We start from the raw sequence: 14,614 nt of genomic DNA, 5'->3' as shown, positions 1-14,614 counted from the left end.
ATGAAGATCAAGAAGGGCGACCTGGTCCAGGTCATCACCGGTAAGGACAAGGGCAAGCAGGGCAAGGTCATCGCGGCCTTCCCCCGCGAGGACCGTGTCCTGGTCGAGGGTGTCAACCGGGTCAAGAAGCACACCAAGGCCGGTCCGACGGCTCGCGGTTCGCAGGCCGGCGGCATCGTCACCACCGAGGCGCCGATCCACGTCTCCAACGTCCAGCTGGTCGTGGAGAAGGACGGCAAGAAGGTCGTGACCCGCGTCGGTTACCGCTTCGACGACGAAGGCAACAAGATCCGCGTTGCCAAGCGGACGGGTGAGGACATCTGATGGCTACCACCACCACTCCGCGTCTGAAGACGAAGTACCGCGAGGAGATCGCGGGCAAGCTGCGTGACGAGTTCAACTACGAGAACGTCATGCAGATCCCCGGCCTCGTCAAGATCGTGGTCAACATGGGTGTGGGCGACGCCGCCCGCGACTCCAAGCTGATCGAGGGCGCCATCCGCGACCTCACCACGATCACCGGTCAGAAGCCGGCCGTCACCAAGGCCCGCAAGTCCATCGCGCAGTTCAAGCTGCGTGAGGGCCAGCCGATCGGTGCCCACGTCACGCTCCGTGGCGACCGCATGTGGGAGTTCCTGGACCGCACCCTGTCGCTCGCGCTCCCGCGCATCCGCGACTTCCGTGGTCTGTCCCCCAAGCAGTTCGACGGCCGTGGCAACTACACCTTCGGTCTCACGGAGCAGGTCATGTTCCACGAGATCGACCAGGACAAGATCGACCGCACCCGGGGTATGGACATCACCGTGGTGACCACGGCGACCAACGACGCTGAGGGCCGCGCGCTCCTTCGTCACCTCGGCTTCCCCTTCAAGGAGGCGTGAGCGAGATGGCGAAGAAGGCTCTGATCGCGAAGGCTGCCCGTAAGCCGAAGTTCGCCGTGCGCGGCTACACCCGCTGCCAGCGGTGTGGCCGTCCGCACTCCGTGTACCGCAAGTTCGGCCTGTGCCGCGTGTGCCTCCGTGAGATGGCTCACCGTGGCGAGCTGCCGGGCGTGACCAAGAGCTCCTGGTAATCCCGCCTTTTAGGGATTCCGGAAGCTCTCGGTAAGCACTGGGCGTGTCAGGTGCCCTCCCCTCCATGGCTTAGGCTGGGAGGGTTGGGCGCCTGATGGCCGCCCGTACGACTTACTACGCCGTAGGTCCACCGCACCGCACCCGCCTCGTCTCGGATCGAGGAGAGGGATGGGCACCTGGAAACCCCGGCGAGAGAGGCCGAAGGCCAATTCATGACCATGACTGATCCGATCGCAGACATGCTTACGCGTCTGCGGAACGCGAACTCGGCATACCACGACTCCGTGACGATGCCGGCATCGAAGATCAAGTCTCACATCGCGGAGATCCTCCAGCAGGAGGGCTTCATCACGGGCTGGAAGGTCGAGGACGCCGAGGTCGGCAAGAACCTCGTCCTGGAGCTGAAGTTCGGCCCCAACCGTGAGCGCTCCATCGCGGGCATCAAGCGGATCTCCAAGCCCGGTCTCCGGGTGTACGCGAAGTCCACCAACCTGCCCAAGGTGCTCGGCGGCCTCGGCGTGGCGATCATCTCCACGTCCCACGGGCTCCTCACCGACAAGCAGGCCGGCAAGAAGGGCGTAGGCGGAGAAGTCCTCGCCTACGTCTGGTAGCGGAAAGGAATCGGAGGAAACAGCTATGTCGCGTATTGGCAAGCTCCCCATCACGGTTCCCGCCGGCGTGGACGTCACCATCGACGGCCAGACGGTCTCGGTCAAGGGCCCCAAGGGCACGCTGACCCACACCGTCGTTGCGCCGATCGAGATCGCCAAGGGTGAGGACGGCGTTCTGAACGTCACCCGCCCCAACGACGAGCGTCAGAGCAAGGCCCTGCACGGCCTGTCCCGCACGCTGGTGGCGAACATGATCACCGGCGTGACCCAGGGTTACGTGAAGAAGCTCGAGATCAGCGGTGTCGGTTACCGCGTGCAGGCCAAGGGTTCGAACCTCGAGTTCGCGCTCGGCTACAGCCACCCGATCACCGTCGAGGCGCCCGAGGGCATCACCTTCAAGGTGGAGACCCCGACCCGCTTCCAGGTCGAGGGCATCGACAAGCAGAAGGTCGGCGAGGTTGCGGCCAACATCCGCAAGCTGCGCAAGCCCGACCCGTACAAGGCCAAGGGCGTCAAGTACGAGGGCGAAGTCATCCGCCGCAAGGTCGGAAAGGCGGGTAAGTAAGCCATGGCATACGGCACGAAGATCGCTAAGGGCGACGCTTACAAGCGTGCTGCCATCAAGCGGCGCCACATCCGTATCCGTAAGAAGGTCAACGGTACGGCTGAGCGTCCCCGCCTGGTCGTGACCCGCTCGAACCGCCACATCGTGGCCCAGGTGATCGACGACCTCAAGGGTCACACCCTTGCGTCGGCGTCCACCCTGGACTCGTCCATCCGTGGCGGCGACGAGGACAAGTCGGCGCAGGCCGGCAAGGTCGGCGCCCTGGTCGCCGAGCGTGCCAAGGCCGCCGGTGTCGAGTCCGTCGTGTTCGACCGTGGTGGTAACCGGTACGCGGGTCGCATCGCGGCCCTGGCCGACGCCGCCCGCGAGGCCGGGCTCAAGTTCTGAGCTCGCTGCGTAGCTAGCGGAAAGAGAGAGGTAAATCCAATGGCTGGACCCCAGCGCCGCGGTGGCGGTGCCGGTGGCGGCGAGCGGCGGGACCGGAAGGGCCGTGACGGCGGCGCAGCTGCCGCCGAGAAGACCGCGTACGTTGAGCGCGTCGTCGCGATCAACCGCGTCGCCAAGGTTGTGAAGGGTGGTCGTCGCTTCAGCTTCACCGCGCTGGTCGTGGTGGGCGACGGTGACGGCACCGTGGGTGTCGGTTACGGCAAGGCCAAGGAGGTGCCGGCCGCCATCGCCAAGGGCGTTGAGGAGGCCAAGAAGCACTTCTTCAAGGTCCCCCGTATCCAGGGCACCATCCCGCACCCCATCCAGGGTGAGAAGGCTGCCGGCGTCGTGCTGCTCAAGCCCGCGTCCCCCGGTACCGGTGTTATCGCCGGTGGCCCGGTGCGTGCCGTGCTCGAGTGCGCCGGTATCCACGACGTGCTGTCGAAGTCGCTCGGCTCCGACAACGCGATCAACATCGTGCACGCGACCGTGGAGGCCCTGAAGGGTCTGCAGCGTCCCGAGGAGATCGCGGCCCGCCGTGGTCTGCCCCTCGAGGACGTCGCCCCCGCGGCTCTGCTCCGTGCGCGTGCCGGGGCGGGTGTGTGATCATGGCGCAGCTCAAGATCACGCAGGTCAAGTCCTACATCGGCAGCAAGCAGAACCACCGTGACACCCTGCGCTCCCTTGGTCTCAAGGGCATCAACACGCAGGTCGTCAAGGAGGACCGCCCCGAGTTCCGCGGCATGGTGCACACCGTCCGCCACCTCGTGACGGTCGAGGAGGTCGACTGATCATGGCGGAGAACAACCCGCTCAAGATCCACAACCTCCGTCCCGCCCCGGGTGCCAAGACCGCCAAGACCCGTGTCGGTCGTGGTGAGGCCTCGAAGGGTAAGACGGCCGGTCGTGGTACCAAGGGCACCAAGGCCCGCTACCAGGTTCCGGAGCGCTTCGAGGGTGGCCAGATGCCCCTCCACATGCGTCTCCCGAAGCTGAAGGGCTTCAAGAACCCGTTCAAGACCGAGTTCCAGGTCGTGAACCTCGACAAGCTGGCCGCGCTCTACCCCGAGGGTGGCGAGGTCACCGTCGAGGGTCTGGTGGCCAAGGGTGCCGTTCGCAAGAACAGCCTCGTCAAGGTCCTCGGCCAGGGCGAGATCTCCGTGGCGCTGCAGGTGACGGTCGACGCCGTCTCCGGCTCCGCCAAGGAGAAGATCACCGCCGCCGGCGGCAGCGTCACCGAGCTCATCTGAGCCCGGGCGGCCGCGCCGCGCAGCACGTACGAAGGCCGGGTGGTTCCCCTCACGGGGGGAGCCACTCGGCCTTCGGCGTTCACCCGGCGCGAAATGGCCGCGGTCGGCACTGTCGGCGCCGTCCGGCAGGGAACTCCGGTGGCCGAGGAATCGTCGTACATCGTGGTGACTGTGCGGTAGCTTTCCGCGCGGCGAGTGCGGAGTCCGGCGAGTGATCTGTGCCGTTTCTTCCGGTTCGTCGTCGTGGTCGGTGACAGGGGGAGAGGCTCGGCGGAAGATCCCGTCCGGTGTGCGGAGTTCGAACGCGTGACGGGATCCGGTGGACGGCGGGTGACCGCGAATTGCTCGCCGCGCAAGCGAACTTCACCTGGCTGCACAGGCACTGTTAGAGTCCGTGAGGTCCACCTGTGCCCGCGCGAGGAAAGCCGTTCGGTGTCGGGGTGGTAGAAAACATCGTTCGGCCCACCGGGCCCTGTTGAAACGACTAGTCCCTACCGCGCGCGTCGCGGGGGTCGCAGGAGGAACCGTGCTCACCGCGTTCGCCCGGGCGTTCAAGACGCCCGACCTGCGCAAGAAGCTGCTCTTCACGCTCGGCATCATCGTGATCTACCGGATCGGCACGCACGTCCCGATCCCCGGTATCGACTACACCGCTGTCCAGGCCTGCATCGATGCGCAGAAGTCCAACTCGGGCCTCTTCGGTCTGGTCAACATGTTCAGTGGTGGTGCGCTGCTGCAGATCACGATCTTCGCGCTCGGCATCATGCCGTACATCACCGCGAGCATCATCCTGCAGCTGCTGACCGTGGTGATCCCGCGCCTCGAGGCCCTCAAGAAGGAGGGTCAGGCCGGTACGGCGAAGATCACGCAGTACACGCGGTACCTGACCGTGGCGCTGGCGATCCTTCAGGGCACCGGCCTGGTCGCCACGGCCCGCAGCGGTTCGCTCTTCCCGAACTGCCCGCAGGCCCAGCAGGTCGTGCCGGACCCGGCGATCTTTACCACCATCGTCATGGTCATCACGATGACCGCCGGCACGGCGTTCGTCATGTGGCTCGGTGAGCTGATCACCGACCGCGGCATCGGCAACGGTATGTCGATCCTGATGTTCATCTCGATCGCCGCCACCTTCCCGGCCGCGCTGTGGGCCATCAAGGAGCAGGGCGACCTGGCGGACGGCTGGATCGAGTTCGCCACCGTCATCGCGGTCGGCTTCGTCATGGTCGCGCTGGTGGTCTTCGTCGAGCAGGCCCAGCGCCGCATCCCGGTGCAGTACGCGAAGCGCATGATCGGCCGCCGGTCCTACGGCGGTACCTCGACGTACATCCCGCTGAAGGTGAACCAGGCGGGTGTGATCCCCGTCATCTTCGCGTCGTCGCTGCTCTACATCCCGGCGCTGATCGTCCAGTTCTCCGGATCGACGGCCGGCTGGGCCGCCTGGGTCACCAAGAACCTGGCGCAACCGGACGCCCCCGTGCACATCACGATCTACTTCTTGCTGATCGTCTTCTTTGCCTTCTTCTACGTGGCCATCTCGTTCAACCCCGAGGAAGTCGCGGACAACATGAAGAAGTATGGTGGCTTCATCCCGGGCATCCGGGCTGGCCGACCGACCGCTGAGTACCTCTCCTACGTGCTCAACCGGATCACCTGGCCGGGTTCGCTGTACTTGGGTCTGATCGCTCTCGTGCCGACAATGGCGTTGGCGGGATTCCAGGCAAACCAGAACTTCCCGTTCGGCGGTACCAGCATCCTCATCATCGTGGGTGTGGGTCTGGAGACGGTGAAGCAGATCGAGAGCCAGCTCCAGCAGCGCAATTACGAAGGGTTCCTCCGCTGATGCGAATCGTCCTCGTCGGGCCGCCGGGTGCGGGCAAGGGAACGCAGGCCGCGTTCCTCGCCAAGAACCTGTCCATCCCGCACATCTCCACGGGCGACCTGTTCCGGGCCAACATCAGCAAGCAGACGGAGCTCGGCAAACTCGCGAAGTCCTACATGGACAAGGGCGAACTGGTGCCGGACGAGGTCACCATCGCCATGGCCAAGGACCGCATGGAGCAGCCGGACGCCGTGGGCGGCTTCCTGCTCGACGGCTTCCCGCGCAACGTCTCGCAGGCCGAAGCGCTGGACGTGACGCTGCGGGACGAGTCCATGACCCTGGACGCGGTGCTGGACCTCGAGGTCCCGGAGGAAGAGGTCGTCAAGCGGATCGCCGGCCGGCGCATCTGCCGGAACGACTCGGCGCACGTCTTCCACGTCACGTACAAGCAGCCCCAGCAGGACGGCGTGTGCGACGTCTGCGGCGGCGAGCTCTACCAGCGCGACGACGACTCCGAGGAGACCGTCCGCAAGCGCCTGGAGGTCTACCACACCCAGACCGAGCCGATCATCGACTACTACAAGGCCCAGGGCCTCGTGGTGACGATCTCGGCGCTCGGCAAGGTGGAAGAGGTCACCCAGCGCGCGATGGACGCGCTGAAGCGCGAGGACGACGGCCAGTAGCCGTCAGCGGTACGTCGGCCGCGGTGCCCGTCAGGGGCGCCGCGGCCGTACTGTTGTGTAGGCAACCCCGAGAACCCCGAGAACGACGAGCCGTGGGCCGAGGCCGGTCCCGGCGGCACAGTGGACGCCCGTAGGCGGAGAAGACGGAGAGCGCAGGACCTCATGGTGCAGATCAAGAGCCCCGAGCAGATCGCCAAGATGCGCGAGGCGGGGCTGGTCGTCGCCGCCATCCACGCGGCCACCCGCGAGGCGGCCGTGCCGGGCGCCTCCACGAAGGACCTCGACGACGTGGCCCGCAAGGTGCTCGCCGAGCACGGCGCGAAGTCGAACTTCCTCGGGTACGGCGGCTTCCCCGCGACCATCTGCACCTCGGTCAACGAGGTCGTCGTGCACGGCATCCCGAGCGACGACGTCGTCCTGAAGGACGGCGACATCATCTCCATCGACTGCGGCGCCATCGTCGACGGCTGGCACGGGGACGCCGCGTACACGGCGTTCGTGGGCTCCGGTCACGCCCCCGAGCTGATCGAGCTGTCGCGGGTCACCGAGGAGTCCATGTGGGCCGGGATCGCCGCGATGAGGCTGGGGAACCGGCTCGTCGACATCTCCCGCGCCATCGAGACGTACATCCGCCGGCAGCCGAAGCCGGGCGGCGGCAAGTACGGCATCGTCGAGGACTACGGCGGCCACGGCATCGGCACGGAGATGCACATGGACCCGCACCTGCTGAACTACGTCGAGCGGCGGCGCGGCAAGGGGCCGAAGCTGGTGCCGGGCTTCTGCCTGGCGATCGAACCGATGGTGTCCCTGGGCACCCCGCGCACGGAGGTCCTGTCGGACGACTGGACCGTGGTGACGACGGACGGCACCTGGTCCTCGCACTGGGAGCACTCGGTGGCCCTGACCGAGCAGGGGCCGCTGGTGCTGACGGCGCCCGACGGCGGCCGGGCGAAGCTGGCGGAGCACGGCATCACGGCGGCCCCCGACCCGCTGGCCTGACGCCGCGCCGCGGCCCCGGAGACCCACGGGGGCCCTGGCCGCCGTGGTGGGTGTCGCGCCCGCCTCGGCCTCCGCGAGCGGCTGTCACTCGTCAGCCTGTCTGCGGGTCGAGGGCTCGCCACGTACTACAACACCACCACGCGCCAGACCTTGTGCCTCCAACGGCACCGCCTGCGTCACGGTCCACGACTGGTCGACGACCCGTCCGCGGTACCGGTCGGTGCCGCGGAGCCGCCCGGTAGGCCCGACCCGCCCCGCCCCTCGCGCATATCGCGCCGACGGGCGGGGCATCGTCATGACAGACGGCCAGGGGCCAATTCGTCTTTCCGGGTGCGCTGACGTAGACTGACTCGTCGGCTCTCGTGTACCCGCATGTCCGCATGCGCCCGTAAGGGACTAGGGGACGGGAAAGCAGGAGTCGATCAAGGTAGTCGATTCGAAGGGCGAAGCGTGGCCAAGAAGCAAGGTGCCATCGAGATCGAGGGCACTGTCGTCGAGTCTCTGCCGAACGCCATGTTCAAGGTCGAGCTCCAGAACGGCCACCAGGTCCTGGCACACATCAGCGGCAAGATGCGTATGCACTACATCCGCATCCTCCCTGACGACCGGGTCGTGGTGGAGCTGTCTCCGTACGACCTGACGCGTGGCCGGATCGTCTACCGCTACAAGTAGATCTTGCCCGCATCCGTGCCCCGGTTCGCCGGGACGCGGGTGATGGCACTGACCCGGAGAACCTCACCCAATGAAGGTCAAGCCGAGCGTCAAGAAGATCTGCGACAAGTGCAGGGTGATCCGCCGTCACGGTCGGGTCATGGTCATCTGCGAGAACCCGCGCCACAAGCAGCGCCAGGGCTGACGCACGTTCGACCGCTCCCTCTGCAACGACATCGCAGGGATTCGCGCGACGCGAGCTGAATTTGTTCATACGCAGGACCCAGGCGCCGCACGGCGTCTGATACCCCCGGCTCGGAGGCCGGGGACCCGGTTCGTACCTGGTACGGCGGCCGGGAGCCGGTTCTGCGGAAGACCTCCGAAGATCACCAGGAGCCATTGAATGGCACGCGTTTCCGGTGTTGACATCCCGCGCGACAAGCGCGTGGAGGTCGCCCTCACCTACGTGTTCGGCATCGGCCGGACCCTCTCCCAGCTGACGCTGGCCGAGACCGGCATCGACCCGAACACCCGCGTTCGCGACCTCTCCGAGGAGCAGCTCGTCGCGATTCGTGAGTACGTCGACAACAACATCAAGACCGAGGGTGACCTCCGTCGCGAGATCCAGGCCGACATCCGCCGCAAGGTGGAGATCGGCTGCTACCAGGGTCTCCGTCACCGTCGCGGTCTGCCTGTCCGCGGTCAGCGCACCAGCACCAACGCTCGCACCCGCAAGGGCCCGCGTCGCGCCATCGCCGGTAAGAAGAAGCCGGGCAAGAAGTAGTCCACAGCGGACTTCGCCGTCCAGCGGTCTTCGCTGTAGGACCGACCACCTCCCGTAGGAGTACAGATGCCCCCCAAGGGTCGTCAGGGCGCTGCCAAGAAGGTGCGCCGCAAGGAAAAGAAGAACGTCGCTCACGGCCACGCGCACATCAAGAGCACGTTCAACAACACGATCGTCTCGATCACGGACCCCTCGGGCAACGTGATCTCCTGGGCCTCCGCCGGCCACGTCGGCTTCAAGGGCTCCCGGAAGTCCACGCCGTTCGCCGCGCAGATGGCCGCCGAGTCGGCTGCCCGTCGCGCCCAGGAGCACGGCATGCGCAAGGTCGACGTGTTCGTCAAGGGCCCGGGTTCGGGTCGTGAGACGGCCATCCGTTCGCTGCAGGCGACCGGTCTCGAGGTCGGCTCCATCCAGGACGTCACGCCCACCCCGCACAACGGCTGCCGTCCCCCCAAGCGTCGCCGCGTCTGACCCTCCGGGTCGCGCACACGGACTGCTTGGTCTGAGGTTTTCGGGCGGTACGGCTCTTTCGGGTCGTATCGCCCGTACCCTTGCCGTAACACCATCAGGCTCCGCCTGGTGGCCTCAGGGCGTCAAATAGCGGGCGCCCCTGACAGAAGGATCACCACATGCTGATCGCTCAGCGTCCCTCGTTGACCGAAGAGGTCGTCGACGAGTTCCGCTCCCGGTTCGTGATCGAGCCGCTGGAGCCGGGCTTCGGTTACACCCTCGGCAACTCCCTCCGCCGTACGCTCCTGTCGTCGATCCCGGGTGCGGCGGTCACGTCCATCCGTATCGACGGTGTCCTGCACGAGTTCACCACCGTGCCGGGCGTCAAGGAGGACGTCACCGACCTGATCCTCAACATCAAGCAGCTGGTCGTCTCCTCGGAGCACGACGAGCCGGTCGTGATGTACCTGCGCAAGCAGGGCCCGGGTCTGGTCACCGCCGCCGACATCGCGCCCCCGGCCGGTGTCGAGGTGCACAACCCCGACCTGGTCCTCGCCACGCTCAACGGCAAGGGCAAGCTGGAGATGGAGCTGACGGTCGAGCGTGGCCGCGGTTATGTCTCCGCCGTGCAGAACAAGCAGGTGGGCCAGGAGATCGGCCGTATCCCGGTCGACTCCATCTACTCGCCGGTTCTCAAGGTCACGTACAAGGTCGAGGCGACTCGTGTCGAGCAGCGCACCGACTTCGACAAGCTGATCGTCGACGTCGAGACCAAGCAGGCCATGCGTCCCCGTGACGCGATGGCGTCCGCCGGTAAGACCCTGGTGGAGCTGTTCGGTCTGGCGCGCGAGCTCAACATCGACGCCGAGGGCATCGACATGGGTCCGTCCCCGACGGACGCCGCGCTCGCCGCGGACCTGGCGCTGCCGATCGAGGAGCTGGAGCTCACGGTCCGCTCCTACAACTGCCTCAAGCGCGAGGGCATCCACTCCGTGGGTGAGCTCGTGGCGCGTTCCGAGGCCGACCTGCTCGACATCCGCAACTTCGGTGCGAAGTCGATCGACGAGGTCAAGGCGAAGCTGGCGGGTATGGGCCTGGCGCTCAAGGACTCGCCTCCCGGGTTCGACCCCACCGCTGCGGCGGACGCGTTCGGCGCGGACGACGACGCGGACGCCGGGTTCGTCGAGACCGAGCAGTACTAAGAGCTCGGGCCATTCGGTCCGTACTCGGGTGCGGGTGCGCTGTGGCTTGTCGCGCAGTTCCCCGCGCCCCTTCCGGGAGCGTCCCTTCGGGACTGCTCCCGGATCTTCGACGGGCATCCGCCCGCTCGGATACTGACCCCGGTACCTGATACGGCCGGGGCAGACACCTAGGAGAAACACCATGCCGAAGCCCACCAAGGGTGCCCGTCTGGGCGGCAGCGCCGCGCACGAGAAGCTGCTCCTCGCGAACCTCGCGAAGTCGCTCTTCGAGCACGGCCGCATCACCACCACCGAGGCGAAGGCCCGCCGTCTGCGGCCGTACGCCGAGCGTCTGGTCACCAAGGCGAAGAAGGGCGACCTTCACAACCGCCGTCAGGTGCTCTCGGTCATCACGGACAAGAGCGTCGTGCACACGCTCTTCACCGAGATCGGCCCGCGGTACGAGAACCGTCCGGGTGGCTACACCCGTATCACCAAGATCGGTAACCGCCGTGGCGACAACGCGCCCATGGCTGTCATCGAGCTGGTCGAGGCGCTGACGGTCGCGCAGCAGGCCACCGGTGAGGCCGAGGCCGCCACCAAGCGTGCCGCCAAGGACGCGGAGGCGCCGGCCGCTGAGGCCAAGGTGGACACCACCAAGGCTGACGACGCCGCCGATGAGGCTGCCGAGGAGTCGAAGGACGCGTAAGCGTTCTGGGGGCTGCGTTTGCGGCTGCCGGTTCGTCGTGGTTGTTCGCGCAGTTCCCCGCGCCCCTGAAAAACGGGGCGCGTTTGAGCGGGCCTGTTCCTACGGGAGCGGGCCCGCTTTTCCGTACCTGAGAGGATCCAGGGGTGAGTGACGAAGTACAGCCCGGCCATGTCCGTGTGCGGCTGGACCTGTCCTACGACGGGACCGAGTTCTCCGGGTGGGCCAAGCAGGCCGCGGGGCGGCGGACCGTGCAGGGGGAGATCGAGGACGCGCTGCGGACCGTGACGCGGTCGGCGACGACGTATGAGCTGACCGTTGCCGGGCGGACCGATGCCGGGGTGCACGCCCGGGGGCAGGTGGCCCATGTCGACCTGCCGCGGGAGGTGTGGGACGAGCACCACGGGAAGCTGCTCAAGCGGCTCGCGGGGCGGCTGTCGAGGGACGTGCGGGTGTGGGCGCTCCGGGAGGCGCCGAGCGGCTTCAACGCGCGGTTCTCGGCCGTCTGGCGGCGGTACGCCTATCGCGTCACCGACAACCCCGGCGGTGTCGATCCACTGCTGCGCAACCATGTGCTGTGGCACGACTGGCCGCTCGACGTGGATGCCATGAACGAGGCGGCCCGGGCGCTGCTGGGGGAGCACGACTTCGCGGCCTACTGCAAGCGGCGCGAGGGGGCGACCACCATCCGCACGCTCCAGGAGCTGAGCCTCGTGCGGGGCGACGACGGGATCATCACGGCGACCGTGCGGGCCGACGCGTTCTGCCACAACATGGTGCGCTCCCTCATCGGGGCGCTGCTCTTCGTGGGGGACGGGCACCGGGGCGCCGAGTGGCCCGGCAAGGTACTGGCCGCCGGGGTCCGGGACTCCGCCGTGCACGTCGTACGGCCGCACGGGCTGACCCTGGAGGAGGTCGGGTACCCCGCCGACGAGCTGCTCGCCGCGCGGAACAAGGAGGCGCGGAACCGGCGGACCCTGCCGGGTGCGCCCGGGGGCGGCTGCTGCTGACCCCGGGCTGCCGTGTACGGCGGGCGCCTACTGGCCGTTGGCCGCGGCCGACGCCTGGGCCTCGCCGCGGCGGTGGATCTGGCGGAAGGTGAACTCGGCCAGGTCCTCGCCGGCGGCGAAGACGGCCTTGTCCTTCTCCGTGACGTCCTTGCCGTCCGTGTAGCCGGCCACGGTGAAGTAGGCGTAGCGGCCGTAGGAGTTCGTGGACGTGTAGCAGATCGTGGTGCGGCAGAAGGCGGGGACGCCCTCGCCGGAGAGCGAGGTGATCACGCTCTTCTTGTCCGCGTCCGCCTTGGCGTCGCTCGCCTTGGCCTTGGTGTCGAAGAGGGCGACGCCGGCCGTGACGGCGACCTTGCCCTTGTAGTACGTGACCCGCATGAAGCGGGTGCAGTCGTTGTCGTTCAGGACCTTGTCGAGGGTGCCCTGGACGGCGGAGGCGCAGTCCTTGGTGTCGGCGGTCGGGCCCTTGCGGTAAACGTTGTCGCCCATGGTCAGCTGGGACCCCGGGAACAGGATGTCCGGGCTGATCGGCGCCTTGTCCTTGCCCGAGCTGGAGATGAACTCCTTCGGGTCCAGCGGCGGCGGCGCGGTCGTGGGCTCGAACGACGGGTCCGTCTTCGTGCTCGCACTCGGGATGTCCGCGGTGCCCGGCCGATCGCCCGGCTGGTTCGCCGTGGTGTTCCTGCCCCCGCCGCTGTCGGCGCTCACGACGGCGACGGCCACGGCGGCGCCGATCCCGACGGTGGCTATCGCGCCGCCGACGATCAGCAGCAGTCTGCGGCGCTTGTTACGTGTCTCGGACTGCTCGGCCAGCGCGGCCCAGTCCGGGGTCTGGTTAGAGGAACCCCACTGATCGCCCCACGGATTGTGGGAACCCCCGGGGCTCCACTGGGACCCCCCCTGCCCAAAGCTCATGGCCGCATTTTAGACGGCGGAAGAGGGCCGATGGTCAGTGTCCAGAGGGAGTTGAGCCCCTAGCGTGATCTGGAGGGCGGGGGCAAAAGCCGCCAACCATGGGCGGTCGGGACGATCGTCCTCACAGCGCCGGGAGGTCGTCCGCCGGGGCCGTTTTGACCCGTCCGGGGCCGCACGGCTATTCTTCAGGTTCGTTATGTGTATTGGCTTGCTCATTCTCACGTGAGACGCCCTTACACCGGTCCACCGGGCCGATGACCAGCGACCAGCACGCGGTTTGCGTCACCGCTGTGCGGTCAGGGCTGTCGTGATCGTCTTCGGTGACCTTGTCAGGAACCTCACTGAAGAAGCGAAGGCTACGAACCGTGCGTACGTACAGCCCCAAGCCCGGCGATGTGACGCGTCAGTGGCTCGTCATCGACGCTCAGGACGTTGTCCTGGGCCGTCTCGCCACCACCGCCGCGACCCTGCTCCGCGGCAAGCACAAGCCGATCTACGCGCCCCACGTCGACGCTGGTGACTTCGTCATCATCATCAACGCGGACAAGGTGCACCTGTCCGGCAACAAGCGGACCCAGAAGATGGCCTACCGCCACTCCGGCTACCCGGGTGGTCTGCGCTCCGTCCGTTACGACGAGCTGCTGGCGAAGAACCCCGAGAAGGCCGTCGAGAAGGCCGTCAAGGGCATGCTTCCCAAGAACTCCCTGGGCCGTCAGATGCTCTCCAAGCTGAAGGTCTACTCGGGCGACCAGCACCCGCACGCTGCCCAGCAGCCGGTGCCGTTCGAGATCACCCAGGTCGCGCAGTAAGTCCGGCCGCCCCCTAAGCCTGAAGAGAATCTGAGGAGAATCGTGGCCGAGACCACTGCCGAGCAGCCGCTCGAAGAGCTTGACATCGACAGCTACACCACGGAGTCGGACGTCCCCGTCGAGGGCGAGTACACCACCGAGTCCATGGCCTCCCGCTTCGGCGAGCCCCAGCCGGCCGCCGGCCTGGGCCGCCGCAAGAACGCCATCGCGCGCGTTCGCATCGTGCCGGGCACCGGCAAGTGGAAGATCAACGGGCGGACGCTCGAGGACTACTTCCCGAACAAGGTGCACCAGCAGGAGGTCAACGAGCCGTTCAAGGTTCTTGAGCTCGAGGGCCGCTACGACGTCATCGCCCGCATCGCCGGTGGCGGCGTCTCCGGCCAGGCCGGTGCGCTCCGTCTCGGTGTCGCCCGCGCCCTGAACGAGGCCGACGTCGACAACAACCGTGGCGCCCTCAAGAAGGCCGGCTTCCTCCGCCGCGACGACCGTGCGGTCGAGCGCAAGAAGGCCGGTCTGAAGAAGGCCCGCAAGGCTCCGCAGTACAGCAAGCGCTAAACACCGCTCCGCTGCACCGCACGCAACGCCCCGGTGGCACGTACCTGTGCCGCCGGGGCGGTTTGCGTAGCAGGGCCGCTTCTGTTCCCGCACGACTACACACAGACTGCCGGTACAACCCCGAACGG

At 67.2% G+C, this 14,614-nt stretch carries 22 protein-coding genes; 21 read left to right on the top strand and 1 reads right to left on the bottom strand.

Annotated features, from left to right (window positions below; genetic code table 11):
* From rplX to truA, 19 genes are all read left to right on the top strand, one after another.
* Window positions 1-324: a 50S ribosomal protein L24 gene (gene rplX, locus M8J73_RS23885; protein WP_010036713.1), complete on the top strand. Its 324-nt coding sequence runs from the start codon at window positions 1-3 to the stop codon at window positions 322-324.
* Window positions 324-881: a 50S ribosomal protein L5 gene (rplE, locus tag M8J73_RS23880; RefSeq protein WP_055536776.1), complete on the top strand. Its 558-nt coding sequence runs from the start codon at window positions 324-326 to the stop codon at window positions 879-881. The genes rplX and rplE overlap by 1 nt, the downstream gene beginning before the upstream one ends.
* 5 nt (window positions 882-886) lie before the next feature.
* Window positions 887-1,072, top strand: coding sequence for a type Z 30S ribosomal protein S14 (locus M8J73_RS23875; RefSeq protein ID WP_049567381.1), 186 nt, complete (start codon window positions 887-889; stop codon window positions 1,070-1,072).
* Between the two features lie 213 nt (window positions 1,073-1,285).
* Complete coding sequence (rpsH, locus tag M8J73_RS23870; RefSeq protein WP_007384075.1) at window positions 1,286-1,684, top strand: 30S ribosomal protein S8; 399 nt, start codon at window positions 1,286-1,288, stop codon at window positions 1,682-1,684.
* Between the two features lie 25 nt (window positions 1,685-1,709).
* Window positions 1,710-2,249 (top strand): 50S ribosomal protein L6, encoded by a 540-nt coding sequence (gene rplF / locus M8J73_RS23865; protein WP_055517273.1) that lies wholly within the window; start codon window positions 1,710-1,712, stop codon window positions 2,247-2,249.
* A 3-nt stretch (window positions 2,250-2,252) separates the two neighbouring features.
* Window positions 2,253-2,636, top strand: a complete 384-nt coding sequence (rplR, locus tag M8J73_RS23860) for a 50S ribosomal protein L18 (protein WP_055517271.1) — start codon at window positions 2,253-2,255, stop codon at window positions 2,634-2,636.
* Window positions 2,637-2,675: 39 nt separating this feature from the next.
* The gene (gene rpsE, locus M8J73_RS23855; protein ID WP_004984517.1) at window positions 2,676-3,281 is read left to right on the top strand and encodes a 30S ribosomal protein S5; all 606 of its coding nucleotides are present in this window, start codon (window positions 2,676-2,678) and stop codon (window positions 3,279-3,281) included.
* 2 nt (window positions 3,282-3,283) lie between these two features.
* A complete protein-coding gene (gene rpmD / locus M8J73_RS23850; RefSeq protein WP_003974250.1) occupies window positions 3,284-3,466 on the top strand; it encodes a 50S ribosomal protein L30 in 183 nt (60 codons plus the stop codon).
* 2 nt (window positions 3,467-3,468) lie between these two features.
* A complete protein-coding gene (gene rplO, locus M8J73_RS23845; protein WP_055517269.1) occupies window positions 3,469-3,924 on the top strand; it encodes a 50S ribosomal protein L15 in 456 nt (151 codons plus the stop codon).
* 526 nt (window positions 3,925-4,450) lie between these two features.
* Window positions 4,451-5,764: a preprotein translocase subunit SecY gene (secY, locus tag M8J73_RS23840; RefSeq protein WP_055536775.1), complete on the top strand. Its 1,314-nt coding sequence runs from the start codon at window positions 4,451-4,453 to the stop codon at window positions 5,762-5,764.
* Window positions 5,764-6,426: an adenylate kinase gene (locus tag M8J73_RS23835; RefSeq protein WP_055536774.1), complete on the top strand. Its 663-nt coding sequence runs from the start codon at window positions 5,764-5,766 to the stop codon at window positions 6,424-6,426. The genes secY and M8J73_RS23835 overlap by 1 nt, the downstream gene beginning before the upstream one ends.
* A 162-nt stretch (window positions 6,427-6,588) precedes the next feature.
* The gene (gene map / locus M8J73_RS23830; RefSeq protein WP_055536773.1) at window positions 6,589-7,425 is read left to right on the top strand and encodes a type I methionyl aminopeptidase; all 837 of its coding nucleotides are present in this window, start codon (window positions 6,589-6,591) and stop codon (window positions 7,423-7,425) included.
* 450 nt (window positions 7,426-7,875) lie between these two features.
* On the top strand, window positions 7,876-8,097 hold the full coding sequence (infA, locus tag M8J73_RS23825) for a translation initiation factor IF-1 (protein WP_003948620.1): 222 nt from the start codon (window positions 7,876-7,878) through the stop codon (window positions 8,095-8,097).
* A gap of 70 nt (window positions 8,098-8,167) precedes the next feature.
* On the top strand, window positions 8,168-8,281 hold the full coding sequence (gene rpmJ / locus M8J73_RS23820; protein ID WP_003998809.1) for a 50S ribosomal protein L36: 114 nt from the start codon (window positions 8,168-8,170) through the stop codon (window positions 8,279-8,281).
* 198 nt (window positions 8,282-8,479) lie between these two features.
* Window positions 8,480-8,860 carry a 30S ribosomal protein S13 gene (rpsM, locus tag M8J73_RS23815; protein ID WP_055536772.1) on the top strand — a complete coding sequence of 127 codons (381 nt, stop codon included), beginning with the start codon at window positions 8,480-8,482 and terminating at the stop codon, window positions 8,858-8,860.
* A gap of 66 nt (window positions 8,861-8,926) precedes the next feature.
* Window positions 8,927-9,331 (top strand): 30S ribosomal protein S11, encoded by a 405-nt coding sequence (gene rpsK, locus M8J73_RS23810; RefSeq protein WP_003956432.1) that lies wholly within the window; start codon window positions 8,927-8,929, stop codon window positions 9,329-9,331.
* Window positions 9,332-9,489: 158 nt separating this feature from the next.
* Window positions 9,490-10,512: a DNA-directed RNA polymerase subunit alpha gene (locus tag M8J73_RS23805; protein ID WP_003966937.1), complete on the top strand. Its 1,023-nt coding sequence runs from the start codon at window positions 9,490-9,492 to the stop codon at window positions 10,510-10,512.
* 181 nt (window positions 10,513-10,693) lie between these two features.
* Window positions 10,694-11,200 carry a 50S ribosomal protein L17 gene (gene rplQ, locus M8J73_RS23800; protein ID WP_055536771.1) on the top strand — a complete coding sequence of 169 codons (507 nt, stop codon included), beginning with the start codon at window positions 10,694-10,696 and terminating at the stop codon, window positions 11,198-11,200.
* Between the two features lie 143 nt (window positions 11,201-11,343).
* Window positions 11,344-12,207 (top strand): tRNA pseudouridine(38-40) synthase TruA, encoded by an 864-nt coding sequence (gene truA / locus M8J73_RS23795; RefSeq protein WP_055536770.1) that lies wholly within the window; start codon window positions 11,344-11,346, stop codon window positions 12,205-12,207.
* Between the two features lie 27 nt (window positions 12,208-12,234).
* Here truA and M8J73_RS23790 read toward each other — a convergent pair whose 3' ends face one another.
* Window positions 12,235-13,122 carry a hypothetical protein gene (locus M8J73_RS23790; RefSeq protein ID WP_055536769.1) on the bottom strand — a complete coding sequence of 296 codons (888 nt, stop codon included), beginning with the start codon at window positions 13,120-13,122 and terminating at the stop codon, window positions 12,235-12,237.
* Between the two features lie 365 nt (window positions 13,123-13,487).
* Between M8J73_RS23790 and rplM the strand changes: the two genes are divergently transcribed.
* The gene (gene rplM / locus M8J73_RS23785; RefSeq protein ID WP_055536768.1) at window positions 13,488-13,931 is read left to right on the top strand and encodes a 50S ribosomal protein L13; all 444 of its coding nucleotides are present in this window, start codon (window positions 13,488-13,490) and stop codon (window positions 13,929-13,931) included.
* 42 nt (window positions 13,932-13,973) lie between these two features.
* Window positions 13,974-14,486, top strand: a complete 513-nt coding sequence (gene rpsI / locus M8J73_RS23780) for a 30S ribosomal protein S9 (RefSeq protein WP_055517251.1) — start codon at window positions 13,974-13,976, stop codon at window positions 14,484-14,486.
* Window positions 14,487-14,614: the final 128 nt, after the last annotated feature.

It is taken from the genome of Streptomyces neyagawaensis (genome assembly GCF_023516595.1).
GTDB lineage: Bacteria > Actinomycetota > Actinomycetes > Streptomycetales > Streptomycetaceae > Streptomyces > Streptomyces neyagawaensis.
Note: the sequence above shows the minus strand (reverse complement) of the source record. Positions and strands in the feature narration are given on the sequence as shown.